Origin of the sequence: Proteus genomosp. 4 str. ATCC 51469 (genome assembly GCF_003144375.1) — a bacterium.
GTDB lineage: Bacteria > Pseudomonadota > Gammaproteobacteria > Enterobacterales > Enterobacteriaceae > Proteus.
The window spans coordinates 57,804-72,988 of the sequence record NZ_PENV01000015.1; the positions used below are offsets into that span (position 1 = coordinate 57,804).

A 15,185-nucleotide genomic window follows, 5' to 3' on the forward strand; every position below is an offset into this window, starting at 1 on the left:
CATGGGTTTGAAAAATTTATTTGAAAAAGTAGAGCACCATTTTGAGCCCGGTGGCAAATTAGCAAAATGGTACGTACTTTATGAAGCTGTGACCACGGTATTTTATACACCGGGCACAGTAACGCGTAATGGTGGTCATGTTCGTGACACTATTGACCTAAAACGTATGATGATCTTGGTTTGGTTAGCCGTTTTCCCAGCAATGTTTTGGGGAATGTATAATGTCGGTCACCAAGCGATCCCTGCACTTAATCAGTTATACAGTGGTGCTGAATTACAGCAAATCATTGCTTCAGATTGGCATTATCGCCTTGCTGAATTCCTCGGCGCATCATTAACTACAGATGCTGGATGGGCAAGTAAGATGCTACTTGGTGCAACTTACTTTTTACCTATTTATCTTGTGGTTTTTGCGGTTGGTGGATTTTGGGAAGTTCTTTTTGCCTTTATTCGTGGCCATGAAATTAACGAAGGCTTCTTTGTTACATCAATCTTATTTGCCTTGATCGTACCGCCAACATTACCACTTTGGCAGGCTGCATTAGGTATTACGTTTGGTGTTGTTATCGCAAAAGAAATCTTTGGTGGTACAGGTCGTAACTTCTTGAACCCAGCATTAGCAGGTCGTGCATTCCTGTTCTTTGCTTATCCAGCTCAAATTTCAGGTGATCTGGTTTGGACTGCTGCTGATGGTTTCTCAGGTGCAACACCATTGTCACAATGGTCTGTATCAGGCGAAAGCGCATTATTGAATACAGTTACCCAACAACCTATCTCTTGGATGGATGCTTTCCTGGGATATATTCCAGGTTCGATTGGTGAAGTTTCAACACTGATGATCTTAATTGGTGGTGCTGTCATTCTCTTTGCTCGTATCGCTTCATGGCGTATCGTTGCAGGGGTAATGGTAGGCATGATTGCAATGTCATACCTGTTTAATTTTATCGGTTCAGACACCAATCCTCTCTTCTCAATGCCTTGGCACTGGCACTTAGTATTAGGTGGTTTTGCTTTCGGTATGATGTTTATGGCAACAGATCCAGTATCCGCATCGTTTACTGATAAAGGTAAATGGGCTTACGGTATTTTGATTGGCGTAATGGCTGTGCTTATTCGTGTCGTCAATCCGGCTTACCCTGAAGGTATGATGCTGGCAATCTTATTCGCAAACTTATTTGCACCACTGTTCGATTATGTGGTTGTTCAGGCGAATATTAAGCGGAGAATAGCTCGTGGCTAAAGAGAAAAACAAAGATAGCGTCGCAAGAACGTTCCTCGTTGTATTTATTCTATGTCTAGTGTGTTCCGTGGTAGTAGCAGGAGCGGCTGTTGGACTGAAGTCTAAACAAGAAGAACAAAAGCTTCTTGATAAACAACGTAATATTCTTGATGTTGCGGGTCTGCTCGTACCTAAAATGAGTGCGACAGATGTACTGAAAGTATACAACACTCGTATTAAAGCAAAAATTGTTAATTTCCAGACAGGTGAACTGACTGATAGTAAAGGCAATTTTGATTTAAATACTGCATTACGTAGTGATGATACTTCAATTGCATTATCACCAGCAGATGATTTGGCCAAAATTCGTCGACGTTCAAATACAGCTGAAGTGTATTTTGTCCTTGATGAGCAAGGTAAAACAACAGAAGTCGTACTACCTGTTTATGGTTCAGGTTTATGGTCTGTGATGTATGCCTTTATTGCGGTTGATATTGATGGCGTAACCTCCCAAGGCATTACTTATTATGCTCATGGTGAAACACCAGGCTTAGGTGGTGAGGTTGACAATCCTCAGTGGAAAGCACAATGGAAAGGTAAGCGTCTAATCAATGAAGAAGGCGTACCTGCTATCAAGATTGTGCGTAGTGGCGCTGCTTCTGGCAATCCTTATGGCATTGATGGACTTTCTGGTGCAACACTGACCTCAAATGGCATCCAGCATATGTTCGACTTCTGGTTAGGTGAAAAAGGTTTCGGCCCATTCCTGAAAAAAGTACGTGAAGGAGAAATCAATGGCTGATACAAAAGAAATTAAACGCGTTTTACTTGGGCCATTGTTAGATAACAACCCTATTGCTTTACAGGTATTGGGTGTGTGTTCTGCACTGGCTGTAACAACAAAACTTGAAACTGCATTCGTGATGACAATTGCTGTAACACTGGTTACTGCATTCTCAAGTTTCTTTATTTCACTAATTCGTAATTACATACCAAGTAGCGTTCGTATTATTGTTCAAATGGCGATTATTGCTTCATTAGTTATCGTTGTTGACCAAATTTTGCAAGCTTATGCGTATGAAATCTCTAAGCAACTTTCTGTTTTCGTTGGCCTTATCATTACTAACTGTATTGTTATGGGGCGAGCAGAAGCCTATGCAATGAAATCACCACCGATTGAAAGTTTTATGGATGGTATTGGTAATGGCTTAGGGTATGGCGCTATCTTGATCCTTGTCGGATTTTTACGTGAACTTTTCGGTTCTGGTAAATTATTTGGCATTACCGTGATGGAATCTATCCAGAATGGTGGCTGGTATCAGCCTAACGGTTTATTCCTGTTAGCACCAAGTGCATTCTTTATTATTGGCTTGCTAATTTGGGGATTACGTACATTAAAACCTGCACAGGTTGAAGAGGACTAATCGCCATGGAACATTATATAAGCCTGTTTGTTCGTGCTGTTTTTATTGAGAATATGGCGCTCGCGTTCTTCTTAGGGATGTGTACATTCCTCGCTGTATCTAAAAATGTAAAAACAGCATTTGGATTAGGTATCGCTGTTACCGTTGTTCTAGGTCTTTCTGTGCCATTGAATAACTTGGTTTACAACTATGTGTTACGTGATAATGCGTTAATGGAAGGTGTCGATTTAAGTTTCTTAAACTTTATCACTTTCATTGGCGTGATAGCGGCACTGGTACAAATCCTAGAAATGATTTTAGACCGTTATTTCCCTGCGCTGTATAACGCATTAGGGATCTTCTTGCCTCTTATTACCGTTAACTGCGCCATTTTCGGTGGTGTGTCATTTATGGCACAACGTGACTATAACTTTAGTGAGTCTATTGTTTATGGTTTCGGCTCTGGAATTGGTTGGATGTTAGCCATCGTATTGTTGGCTTCTATCCGTGAGAAAATGAAGTACGCGGATGTACCGGCAGGTATGAAAGGATTAGGCGTTACTTTTGTCACCACAGGGTTGATGGCATTAGGTTTCATGTCCTTCTCTGGTGTTCAGCTATAAAGGGTGAGAAGAACTCATGGATATAATTATTCTAGGTGTCGTGATGTTTACCCTGATTGTATTGGTATTAACAGCATTGATTTTGTTCGCAAAATCAAAACTGGTCAATACAGGGGATATTTCAGTTGAGGTCAATGGAGACCCAGACAAAAGCTTTAATGCACCAGCAGGTGATAAATTACTAAACGTATTATCAAACGAAGGTATTTTTATTTCATCGGCTTGTGGTGGCGGTGGCTCTTGTGGTCAGTGTCGCGTTAAAGTGCTAGAGGGTGGCGGTGATATTCTGCCAACAGAACTTTCGCATATTAACAAGCGTGAAGCTAAAGAGGGTTGTCGTTTAGCCTGTCAGGTCAACGTAAAAAACAACCTGAAATTAGAATTACCAGAAGAAATCTTTGGTGTTAAAAAATGGGAATGTGAAGTTATCTCAAACGATAACAAAGCAACTTTCATTAAAGAATTAGTATTAAAAATTCCTGAAGGTGAAGTTGTACCTTTCCGTGCTGGTGGATTTATTCAGATCGAATGTCCACCTCATACCGTGCGTTATGAAGATTTTGATGTGCCTGAAGAGTATCGTGAAGACTGGGATAAATTTAACTTATTCCGCTACGTTTCTGATGTAAAAGAAACCACAGTACGTGCTTACTCAATGGCAAACTATCCTGAAGAGCATGGCATCATCATGTTAAACGTGCGTATTGCAACACCACCACCACGTAATCCTGATGTACCACCAGGCATAATGTCATCGTACATTTGGTCATTAAAACCAGGTGATAAAGTGACAATTTCAGGGCCATTTGGTGAATTCTTCGCTAAAGAAACTGATGCAGAGATGATCTTCATTGGTGGTGGTGCAGGTATGGCGCCAATGCGCTCACATATTTTTGATCAGTTAAAACGCTTACATTCTAAACGTAAAATCAGCTTCTGGTATGGTGCTCGTTCTGTGCGTGAAATGTTCTACACTGAAGACTTCGATATGCTTGCAAAAGAAAACGAAAACTTCACATGGAATGTCGCACTTTCGGACGCCTTACCTGAAGATAACTGGACAGGATATACAGGATTTATTCACAATGTGTTGTTTGAGAATTACCTCAAAAATCATCCAGCACCAGAAGATTGTGAATTCTATATGTGTGGACCGCCAGTCATGAACGCAGCTGTTATTAAAATGCTCAAAGACTTAGGCGTTGAAGATGAAAACATTATGCTGGATGACTTTGGCGGTTGATCCTAACCTCCCATTAAGCATAAATGAATGAAATGACAAGCGCCCACTTATGTGGGCGCTCATGATCAGAAGAGAGAGTTATGTTAAAAAGAAAGATGATAAATTGGATAGTGATGCTGTCTGCTTTAGTTCTATTGTCTGCATGTGGTGAAAAACAGCAGGTATTAGAAGGCGAAACAATGGGAACTTATTACTCGATTAAATATGTCCCTGATAGTAATTCACCTCCACAAAACGTCTTACAAACAGAGATCGATCGTATTCTTGAAGAAGTGAACGATCAAATGTCAACATATCGTCCTCATTCTGAATTGAGTCGTTTCAATCAAAGTCGTGAAATTAATACACCATTCCCTGTTTCGCCTGCTACCGCTAAAGTAGTGAGTGAAGCCATTCGTATTAATAAAATCACGGACGGTGCTTTAGATGTGACTGTTGGACCGTTAGTAAATTTATGGGGATTTGGCCCAGAAGGTCGATTTACTCACCAGCCTTCTGAAGATGAATTAGAAAAACGTAAACAGTGGATTGGCATTGATTACTTAGCTGTTGAAGGGAATACACTGTTCAAGAAGATCCCTGAGCTTTATGTCGATCTCTCTTCTATTGCTAAAGGCTATGGTGTTGATGCTGTTGCTGAGTATTTAATATCACAGAATATCACTAACTATATGGTTGATATTGGTGGTGAAGTAAGAACACAAGGTGTAAATGGTAATGACAAGCTTTGGCGTATAGCAATTGAGAAACCAGCTAATGATGGTACAAAACAGAGCGTTCAGTTAATTATTGAACCAGGTGATAATTCAATTGCAACCTCTGGTGATTACCGTAACTACTTTGAAGAAGACGGTATCCGCTATTCCCATACTATTGATCCAACTACAGGTCATCCTATTAAACATAACCTCGTTTCTATTACTGTGATTGTCCCCACTTGCATGAGTGCTGATGGCCTTTCTACTGGATTGAATGTTTTAGGGCCTGAAAAGGGGTTAGAAGTAGCAAATAAACTAAATATTCCTGTCTTTATGATAGTGAAAACTGAAAATGGGTTTGAAGAGCGTTATAGTAAAGCGTTCGCCCCGTTCTTGAAAAAATAGAATTTAAGGAGAGAAGGTTATGTTAAAAATATTTCTTTTTGCCTTCATCTTATTCTTGATTGCCTTCTTTGGAATGGCGTTAGGATATATTGTAAAACGTAAAAGCCTTCAAGGCAGTTGTGGTGGTTTAGGGGCTATGGGGATAGAAAAAGAGTGTGATTGCCCTGAACCTTGTGACGCACGTAAAAAACGTATGGCAAAAGAGTCCGCACGAGAAGAGTTACTGAAAAAGAATCGAATTCTTTAATAGTAAAAAAGATATTTAGATAAAAAAAGAGTGATGGCTTTAATTACCATCACTCTTTTTTATTTCATTCATTCTAAAAATATAAGCATTCTAAAAAAAGTTTTTAATAGAATAGAAGTAGGATAATAAAAAGCGTATCCTTGCGTTAAAGATTCACTTCCATGGATAAGGGTTTTGCCCCTCCCACTCTAAAACTTCTTTTTTGGCTTCTTCATAGGAATAGTCATAATGTTCTTGAAGTTTACCAATGAGTTGCTCTCGTGTACCTTCAATAATATCAAGTTCATCATGGGTGATCTTTCCCCATTTTTCTTTTACTTTTCCTTTGAATAAATTCCAATCACCAGAAATTTTATTGTTTAACATTTTATTCCTCCTTACTTATTTCTATCGGATAACACTATTAAGTGTAGAAGAGAATAAAGTGAATATAAAAATGAAAACCTAAATAGAATTATTTACTCTTTCCTAAATACTTTCATTTTAGCTGGAGAGTCAACCATGACGGCATCAGCACCTAATTCTGTAGCTTGAATATAATCTTTTTCGGTGTTGATACCAAAAAGAACAATATGGGCATTGCCACCAGCACGAAAACAGGACATTGCATCCTTATCCCAACTCAGAACGGAAACTGATCGCGCTTCGCCTAAAGTATATTTTTCAACAACTTCTACTTTTCTATGTAATTCAAGCCCATACCAACGAGTAATATCTAAATTTTCAGGCAATAAGCAAACGTGGCTCATAGTAATATTGGCGAGGATATCGCGGGTAATATCACGATTTTCAAAACGCTCTACATTAGTCGGGAGTGCATCAAGAAAGGCGGTATTAGTGGAATAAATACGGGTTCTATCAAGTGCATTATGCTTACTGAGAACTGTAGCTAATGCTTCACCTTGAATAATGGGATCAGCATCAGGTGATTTTAAATCAAGATAAAATTGAGTGGTGGGAAATTGAGTTAAGATTTCATCTAAGGTAGGAATAGTGATCCCTTTATTGCGGTAAGGGTATTGCTGTGCTTCTGCAAATTTATAGCCAGCATCCCATTGTTTAAGTTCCTGTGCAGTAAACTCAGAAATCATGCCTTGCCCATTAGTTAGGTTTTTTAAGTCACTAGGGCGGTAAAGTACAGGAATGTTATCTTTTGATAATTGAATAGTGATCCAAATTGCATCAGCTTGATTAGAGAGTGCTGTTTTTATAGCAATTTCAGTATTTTCTGGGGCATCAGCTGTGCCACCACGATGTGCGATAATTTTAGGGGATGCCATAAGAATTACAGAATAAAAAAAGAGAGAAATAGCAATGAATAATTTGATCATGAAAAATTATTTCCTTGTTTTATATGTAGTTACAAAACAATTGTTAAGGTGAATGTAATTAATCAACAAGCAAAAATAATCTAACATCACTTTGTGACAATTCTATAAATAAACAGACTAATTCAGATTTTTATGAGAAATACACCTCGTTAGAGGGAGCCAAGAGTGAATAAAAATTGTAGTTAATATTTATTTACTGTATATTTAAACAGTGATCTAGATGAGGAAATTGTATGCGTAAAATTATTCATGTTGATATGGATTGTTTTTATGCTGCGATTGAAATGCGTGATAATCCAGCACTAAAAGAGATCCCAATTGCGGTTGGTGGAAATGCCTCTAGCCGAGGAGTTGTCTGTACTGCAAATTATCCTGCACGTCGTTTTGGTGTCCGTAGTGCAATGTCAACCGCGACAGCCTTGAAGCTGTGTCCTCATTTAAAAGTATTGCCTGGCAGAATGGCTCTGTATAAAGAAACTTCAGCGAAGATCAGGCAGATATTTTCTCGATATACTCACCTTATTGAATCTCTTTCACTTGATGAAGCTTATCTTGATGTCTCTGAAAGTAAGCATTGCCATGGCTCTGCAACGCTGATGGCTCAAGAAATTCGCCAACAAATTTTTGATGAATTAAATCTCACTGCATCCGCAGGCATTGCACCAATTAAATTTCTGGCAAAAATTGCTTCTGATATTAATAAGCCTAACGGGCAATTTGTTATTACTCCTGATCAAGTTGATGATTTTATTCTGAAATTACCGCTTAATAAAATACCAGGAGTAGGTAAGGTAACATTTGCTCGTTTGCAAGAAATGGGGCTAGAAACTTGTGCTGATATTCGTCGAACAGATGTTATTTCTTTAGTAAAAGCATTAGGAAAATTTGGACAAAACCTTTGGGAGCGTAGCCATGGTATTGATGAGCGAGAAATTAACCCTGATAGACTTAGAAAATCGGTAGGTGTTGAACGGACGTTTGCCCACGATATTAATTCATGGGATGACTGCTTAGCATTATTAGATGGATTGTATAACGAATTAGAAAAACGACTCACAAAGGTTAAACCCGATCTAAGGATCGCAAGGCAAGGCGTTAAGTTAAAATTTGATGATTTTCAGTTAACGACGCAAGAGCATACACATCCTATTTTAGAAAAAGCTGATTTAATAAATATCGCTTATCAAGCATGGCATGAACGCCGAAATGGCCGAGGTGTGCGATTAATCGGATTTCATGTCACCTTGCAAGATCCACAAATAGAACGGCAACTTCTTTTGGCGTTATAAGAATTAAAAACCATAGCCGATCAATAGATTGGCTATGGTCAATGTAGTTAATTTATTCTATATGATCTTACCAGCGATAATTCATCGTTGCTGTCATTGTTCTACCTATCCCATAAAAGCATGCGGTATCACCAGCACAAGATGCAACATAATGTTTGTTCGCAATATTATTCATATTAAGCTGAATTTCAGCACCTTTTAAAGAAGGTGATAACTCACCTAATGAATAACCAATCATTGCATCATATAAGGTTACCGCAGGAACACTGATTGTATTTTTAGTATCACCTTGAGATACACCTACATATCTCACACCAAAGCCCGCTTTAGCCCCATTAAATAACCCTGAGGTTTCATCATATTGACCCCAAAATGATGCCATATGCTTAGGAACTCTAGGTAACTCTTTTCCTTGTGTTCCTGCAATAATGGTTTTTCTGACCTCTGTATCGGTGTAAGCATAGCTACTAATGAAGGAAATATTTTCAGTTAATTGGCTATTAATTTGAGCTTCAATACCACGGCTTCTAATTTCACCAACAGGCTCAAAATAGGCTTTCTCAGCATTATAGTTAGTAACATTACGTTGTTGTAACTGATAAATAGAGAGCGTTGCTAATGTTTGCTGATTTGGTGTGAGGTATTTAATACCCGCTTCTAATTGGCGTCCTTCACTTGGCTCAAATGGCGCACTACCTGGTGCTCTACGGGTTTGTAAATTAGGCTCAAAAGAGGTGCTGTAACTTAGATAAGGTGAAATACCATTATCAAAAGCATATAAAAGACCAGCACGACCCGTTAGTTTATTATCATCTTGCTGATCATATGTGGTTGCTAAGAAATCATGAGTTCGTACTTGCGCCCAGTCTTGACGTAAACCTGCAAGTAATATCCAATTTTTCCATTGGATCTGATCTTGTAGATACAACCCGATTTGATCGCGTTTTTGTAACTGATCTGTTGCAGGTTTTTGTAAGCTCATATTAATCGGATGATTATAATTAGGATCACGCCAATCCAGATCGTACTCTGAGCCCGTAGCCCGGCGTAAATTGTCTTGATCTTTACTCCACTGATAATCAATACCTGCAATCACTGTATGATTAAGTTTTGAAGTAGTAAAATCAGCTTGTAAACGTGTATCTATTCCTAAAGTATCTGTTTCACGTTGTTCTTGCTGGGCTCTACGTTCAAGCACATAAGGATTGTCTTTTCTTAATGAGCCGAAAACAAGGTATTTGTATTTTTGATTAATATGACTATAACGAGCATTTTGTACTATTTTGAGTGAGTCACTAAATTCATGCTCAAATTCATAGCCTACGCCATATTGTTGACGCCATGATTGGTGATAATCAGGGTTGTTTACGTCAAAATCAAAAGGAATAGTGCCTTCAGGTGTTTTTTTCACCGTACCATAAGCGGGTAAAAAGTTACGATAACCAGCCTCAGGCTCTTGCTGAATAAAGCTTAATAACGTTAAACGTGTTTGTTCATTAGGTAAAAAAGTAATAGCGGGAGCGAGGGCAAAACGCTCTTCTTTATAGTTTTTTATTTGAGTGTGTTGTGTTTTGGCAATACCATTTAGGCGATAAAGAATACGATTGTCATCACTTAATGCACCTGAAAAATCGAATGCAGTTTCTGCCAATTTATCATTACCAGCTCGTACTTGAATGTGGCGAATAGGCGTTGCAGTGGGTCTTTTACTTGTCATTGCAACAAGGCCACCTGGATTTACTTGGCCATAAAGCACAGATGCTGGTCCTCTAACAACCTCAACGCGCTCTAATAACCATGGGTCAAGTGCCCCTGTTGATGATGAAGCTCCCATACCATAGCTTAAACCATCTAAAAAACGAGGTGCATAACTGTATCCACGAATAAAAACCTCGTCATTACGATTAGAACTTCCTCGATATTCGGTGAACACGCCGGGTGTATAACGTAGCGCTTGAGAAACGGAACTGACATCTTGAGCATCCATCTGATCACGAGTAATTACCGTAATAGATTGTGGCGTTTTTTCAATTTCAGTTGGTGTTTTATTTGTTGATAGTGTTTTTGTGGCAATAATGCCTGAAACAGGAGATTGTGGATCTTGTGATGGAGCCGCGGTGACAATTATCTTTTCAGATGTATTTTGATTAACTGCCGCTTGAATTTGAACAGAGAGTAAACTTAAAGGTAAGGCGAGAATGATGCTAGCAACGCAATTTTTGTTAGACACAATAGGACCCTTTGAATTTTTATTTTTTAACTTTAAATGCGGAAGGCATGAAAATATCATCCAATAAACATTAATGCTAATGATAATAATTAGCATTCTATAAATTATTTTCATTAAGATTATTTGTTTATTCCAAAATGGAATAAGGTGGTTTGGTATTTGTTCTGTAAGGAATAAATTATGATACTTAAGAGAAATAGAGCGTATATAGAGGGATAAATTATTTCTTTATGGTAGCGTTAGTAACAAAAAACCCGCCAATTAAGCGGGTTTCATTATGATGTTTAAAGCAAGATTATTTAGCAGGGATGGCTTTTAAAATTGCTGTTAATAATTGCCAGTATTGACCAACACTTTTAATATGAACACGTTCATCTGGTGAGTGAGCACCACGGATTGTTGGTCCAATAGAAACCATATCCATATCTGGATAAGGTTTTTTGAACAGACCACATTCAAGACCTGCGTGGATTACCATGATGTTTGGCACTTTATCAAACAGTTGTTGATAGGTATCACGAACTAAATGCATAACAGGTGAGTCAGCATCAGGTTTCCAACCAGGGTAACCGCCTTTTGTTTCGATATCAGCTTTAGCTAGTTTTGCTAATGCAGTCAGCATACTGACAACATAAGTTTTTCCGCTATCAATCAGAGAACGGATTAGGCAAAGTATTTCCACTTTATCGTCAACAATGCTAACAACACCAACGTTTAATGATGTTTCAACAACACCTTCAACGTCGTCACTCATACGAATAACGCCATTTGGCATTGCATTAAGTAGGTTGATTAAGCGTTCTTGGCAGTCTGCCTCAAATACTTTCTTATCTGTTGTTGTATCAAGTAACTCAATTTTCAGATTTTTTTCAGCAATGGCTAATTCGCTTTTTAATAATGCTTCAAATTTCGCTTTTACTGTTTCTAATTGGCTTACTTTATCTGCTGGAATTGCAAATACGATATTTGCTTCACGAGGAATAGCATTACGCAGTGTACCACCATGGAAATCAATTAATTTCAGTGATAATTCTTCTGCATGACCAGCTAAGAAACGTGCTAATAATTTATTTGCATTACCTAAACCTAAATGGATATCACCACCAGAGTGACCACCATTTAATCCTTTTAGTACTAGTTGCTTAACAACATGACCTGTAGGAATTGCTTCATAGGATAGGCTTACTGTGGTTTTAACATCAATACCACCCGCACAACCCATGTAGATTTCACCTTCTTCTTCAGAGTCTGTGTTGATAAGAATATCAGCTTGTAACCAACCTGGTTGTAAACCAAAAGCACCGTCCATGCCTGTTTCTTCAGTCATGGTTAATAGAACTTCTAATGGGCCATGTTTTACGGTGTCATCAGCTAAAACCGCTAATGCAGACGCCATACCAACACCGTTATCAGCACCTAATGTTGTGCCTTTTGCTTTGATCCATTCTCCGTCAACATAAGGTTGGATAGGATCTTTAGTGAAATCGTGAACCGTGTCGTTATTTTTTTGTGGCACCATATCTAAGTGTGCTTGTAAAACAACTGTTTTACGATCTTCCATGCCTTTAGTTGCTGGCTTGCGAATTAAAATATTGCCGACAGCATCGCGTTGCGCGAAAAGACCTTTTTCACTTGCCCATGAAAGAATGTGAGAAGCTAAGGCTTCTTCATGATGTGATGGATGTGGAATCGAACAAATTTTTGCGAAAATATCCCATAGTGGTTGTGGGGATAGAGTAGATAGTTCAGACACGATGGATCTCCTCTAACAGCATCTGTGTTATTAATAGCCTACCGCTTTTTTAAGGGTTAGCTTTATTATTCTGAGCGTTATACGCCAATATAATTGAGAATATCACTTTCTTCTGATGAATGCGTCATTCTATTCACATCTCTATCTAAGAAAGTAGATCTCTATTTGTATTCATTTTTTTATATGGTTCATTTTTTAATCACAAAAAGAAAATACAGAAAAAAATGAGGATAATCTCATCTCTTTGCATGTTTTCTCTGGTTTTTAGGTGCTCAAATCACTATAATCTCGCGCAACCTTTTTTTCCGCAAAAAAGCTTCTCTCGCATTCAAGTAGCTAGGATCACAATATTATGAGCGAAAAATATGTTGTAACGTGGGATATGTTGCAAATACATGCCCGTCAATTGGCGCAACGTTTACTACCAGTCGAACAATGGACAGGCATTATTGCTGTCAGCCGTGGGGGATTAGTTCCCGCTGCATTACTTGCTCGTGAATTAGGTATCCGTCATGTGGATACAGTCTGCATTTCTAGCTATGACCATGATCATCAGCGTGACCTCAAAATCTTAAAAAAAGCAGAAGGTGATGGTGAAGGCTTTATCGTTGTTGACGATTTAGTTGATACTGGTGGTACTGCTAAAGTTATCCGTGAAATGTATCCAAAAGCTCACTTTGTGACTATTTTCGCAAAACCAGAAGGGCGCCCATTAGTGGATGATTTTGTGGTTGATATTCCACAAAATACTTGGATTGAACAGCCTTGGGATATGGGGGTTGCCTTTATTCCACCAGTTTGCGATCAAAAATAATTTGATAGCATTTATTTGGCTGTTTTAATTGAGATCCTCGCCTTGGCGGGGATTTTTGTTTTTATGCTTTTATTCTTCCTTGGCGTTATACCTTCGTGCTATCACTTGTGGTGATACACACCGTTCATGTTGATTTCATGCTATGATAAAGCCAGACTTTTTAGCCCCTTTTATTCGATATCGACTGATTTGAAGAGTGATATGGCAAATAATACAAACCTTTCTGAAACTCTATTTAAACCTAGAGCAAAACACGCTGAAACCTCAACACTAATTCAGTACACTCATCCAAAATCGAATATTAATACGTATACTGTGCTTAATGGTACAAGTCAGCAAAATTGGTATCGTACTATTCAGCGTTTACTGTGGATTTGGCGTGGTATTTCACCCATCGAAATAGAAGAAGTTTTGAGCCGAATTGCTGTACATGATGCCCCTCGTAGTGATGATAAATTTATTGATACCGTTGTAGGTTACCGTAAAGGTGGCTGGTCATATGAATGGTCACATCAAGCTATGATTTGGCAACAAAAAGCATTGAGAAAAGAGTCAGGAGATGCGGCCGCTGATTGTTGGCTGCGGGCTGCACATCTGTATAGTATTGCTGCCTATCCTTTTATTAATGGCGATTTTTTAGCAGATCAAGCCGTTACTTTGTCGATGAAAGCATTTGAGAATGCGACAAAATTTTCCTCTTTTGAGGTGAAAAAACTCACATTTAAATTAGAAGGAAAGGGAACTACAACTGGTTTTCTGCATTTACCTAAAGATTGTAGAGGCCCATATCCCACAGTATTGTTTTGCGGTGGGTTAGATGGGCTTCAAAGCGATTATGTCAGCTTCTTCAGGGATTATTTATCACCGAAAGGCATTGCAATGTTAACGCTAGATATGCCTTCAATCGGTTATTCGGTAAAACAAAAATTGACTGAAGATACCTGCCAGTTACAAGGCGAAGTCCTCAAGCAACTTTCTGAAGTACCTTGGGTTGATCATACTCGTGTGGGCGTAATGGGCTTTCGTTTTGGGGGAAATATTGCTGTACGTTTAGCTTATATTTATCCTAAATTAATTAAAGGTGTTGTTGCCTTAGGGCCTTTAATTCATACATTCTTCACGCAATCTGAGCTACAGAAAAAAATTCCTGTGATGTATCTTGATGTATTAGCGAGTCGCTTAGGTTTATGGAATATTGATGAAAATAATCTTCGATTATCATTAAGCAGTTATTCACTGAAAAACCAGGGGCTGATTGGACGACGAATTCCAGTTCCTATGATGGGGGTTTACTGGAAAGGTGATGAAATGAGCCCTAAAGAGGATTCTCAGTTAATTGCTCGTTCTTCTATGGATGGCGATATCTTAGCAATCAATGAAAAACCGCTTTATGAAGGCTTGGAGCTAGCGTTACAAAAAAGTGCTGATTGGATCTATGACAAATTAATATAATTAATCATGAACAATAACTTGCTAATTACATTAGATTATATAACAGTAGAGTTTCTAAGGAGACTGAATTTATGACTTCATCTTTGAACCCTACCCGAGGTAAGTTATTAAAGCGTTTTGCTCAAATCGGCCCTTATATCCGAGAGCAACAATGCCAAGAGAACCAGTTCTTTTTTGACTGTTTAGCTGTTTGTGTAAATAAGAAAGTCGTACCAGAAAAACGTGAGTTTTGGGGCTGGTGGATGGAATTAGAACGCAACAATGAACAGCTCATTTATCATTATCAGATTGGGCTATTCGATAAAAATGGTGATTGGATACATCAGAATATAAGTAAAAATGATGTTACTGAATCAATCAATGAAACACTGATCCGTTTTCATCAATTTCTTAAAACGGCAGCGAGTGAATTAGATATGACACTTATGCCAGATGAAAAAATGAACAAATTTCCGCTTCCCATCCAGCCCTAATTTTG

General features: G+C 38.4%; 15 protein-coding genes. 11 read left to right on the forward strand and 4 right to left on the reverse strand.

The window, feature by feature from the left end:
• Position 1: 1 nt before the first annotated feature.
• From DK866_RS14325 to nqrM, 7 genes are all read left to right on the forward strand, one after another.
• On the forward strand, positions 2-1,240 hold the full coding sequence (locus DK866_RS14325) for an NADH:ubiquinone reductase (Na(+)-transporting) subunit B (protein WP_109409449.1): 1,239 nt from the start codon (positions 2-4) through the stop codon (positions 1,238-1,240).
• Positions 1,233-2,021 carry a Na(+)-translocating NADH-quinone reductase subunit C gene (locus DK866_RS14330; protein ID WP_109409450.1) on the forward strand — a complete coding sequence of 263 codons (789 nt, stop codon included), beginning with the start codon at positions 1,233-1,235 and terminating at the stop codon, positions 2,019-2,021. The genes DK866_RS14325 and DK866_RS14330 overlap by 8 nt, the downstream gene beginning before the upstream one ends.
• Positions 2,014-2,643, forward strand: a complete 630-nt coding sequence (locus DK866_RS14335; RefSeq protein WP_072070899.1) for an NADH:ubiquinone reductase (Na(+)-transporting) subunit D — start codon at positions 2,014-2,016, stop codon at positions 2,641-2,643. Before DK866_RS14330 ends, DK866_RS14335 begins: the two co-directional genes overlap by 8 nt.
• A gap of 5 nt (positions 2,644-2,648) precedes the next feature.
• On the forward strand, positions 2,649-3,245 hold the full coding sequence (gene nqrE / locus DK866_RS14340; RefSeq protein WP_006534792.1) for an NADH:ubiquinone reductase (Na(+)-transporting) subunit E: 597 nt from the start codon (positions 2,649-2,651) through the stop codon (positions 3,243-3,245).
• A gap of 16 nt (positions 3,246-3,261) precedes the next feature.
• Entirely contained in the window at positions 3,262-4,488 is a 1,227-nt protein-coding gene (nqrF, locus tag DK866_RS14345) for an NADH:ubiquinone reductase (Na(+)-transporting) subunit F (protein WP_072070898.1), read from the forward strand.
• Between the two features lie 80 nt (positions 4,489-4,568).
• The gene (locus DK866_RS14350) at positions 4,569-5,591 is read left to right on the forward strand and encodes an FAD:protein FMN transferase (RefSeq protein ID WP_109409451.1); all 1,023 of its coding nucleotides are present in this window, start codon (positions 4,569-4,571) and stop codon (positions 5,589-5,591) included.
• Between the two features lie 19 nt (positions 5,592-5,610).
• The gene (nqrM, locus tag DK866_RS14355) at positions 5,611-5,838 is read left to right on the forward strand and encodes a (Na+)-NQR maturation NqrM (protein ID WP_036932601.1); all 228 of its coding nucleotides are present in this window, start codon (positions 5,611-5,613) and stop codon (positions 5,836-5,838) included.
• 153 nt (positions 5,839-5,991) lie between these two features.
• Here nqrM and DK866_RS14360 read toward each other — a convergent pair whose 3' ends face one another.
• A complete protein-coding gene (locus tag DK866_RS14360; RefSeq protein WP_072070896.1) occupies positions 5,992-6,204 on the reverse strand; it encodes a CsbD family protein in 213 nt (70 codons plus the stop codon).
• A gap of 92 nt (positions 6,205-6,296) precedes the next feature.
• A complete protein-coding gene (locus DK866_RS14365; RefSeq protein WP_109409452.1) occupies positions 6,297-7,169 on the reverse strand; it encodes a glycerophosphodiester phosphodiesterase family protein in 873 nt (290 codons plus the stop codon).
• Between the two features lie 233 nt (positions 7,170-7,402).
• Between DK866_RS14365 and dinB the strand changes: the two genes are divergently transcribed.
• Positions 7,403-8,458 (forward strand): DNA polymerase IV, encoded by a 1,056-nt coding sequence (gene dinB, locus DK866_RS14370; RefSeq protein WP_109409453.1) that lies wholly within the window; start codon positions 7,403-7,405, stop codon positions 8,456-8,458.
• 67 nt (positions 8,459-8,525) lie between these two features.
• Here dinB and DK866_RS14375 read toward each other — a convergent pair whose 3' ends face one another.
• A complete protein-coding gene (locus DK866_RS14375) occupies positions 8,526-10,688 on the reverse strand; it encodes a TonB-dependent siderophore receptor (protein ID WP_109409454.1) in 2,163 nt (720 codons plus the stop codon).
• A 295-nt stretch (positions 10,689-10,983) separates the two neighbouring features.
• Positions 10,984-12,441 carry a beta-Ala-His dipeptidase gene (gene pepD, locus DK866_RS14380; protein WP_109409455.1) on the reverse strand — a complete coding sequence of 486 codons (1,458 nt, stop codon included), beginning with the start codon at positions 12,439-12,441 and terminating at the stop codon, positions 10,984-10,986.
• A gap of 352 nt (positions 12,442-12,793) precedes the next feature.
• Here pepD and gpt point away from each other — a divergent pair, with 352 nt between their 5' ends.
• The 3 genes from gpt to crl all read left to right on the forward strand — a co-directional run bounded on the left by gpt (position 12,794) and on the right by crl (position 15,180).
• Complete coding sequence (gpt, locus tag DK866_RS14385; protein WP_006534780.1) at positions 12,794-13,255, forward strand: xanthine phosphoribosyltransferase; 462 nt, start codon at positions 12,794-12,796, stop codon at positions 13,253-13,255.
• A 201-nt stretch (positions 13,256-13,456) separates the two neighbouring features.
• Positions 13,457-14,707, forward strand: coding sequence for an esterase FrsA (frsA, locus tag DK866_RS14390; protein ID WP_109409456.1), 1,251 nt, complete (start codon positions 13,457-13,459; stop codon positions 14,705-14,707).
• Between the two features lie 71 nt (positions 14,708-14,778).
• Positions 14,779-15,180, forward strand: a complete 402-nt coding sequence (gene crl / locus DK866_RS14395) for a sigma factor-binding protein Crl (RefSeq protein WP_109409457.1) — start codon at positions 14,779-14,781, stop codon at positions 15,178-15,180.
• Positions 15,181-15,185 lie beyond the last annotated feature (5 nt).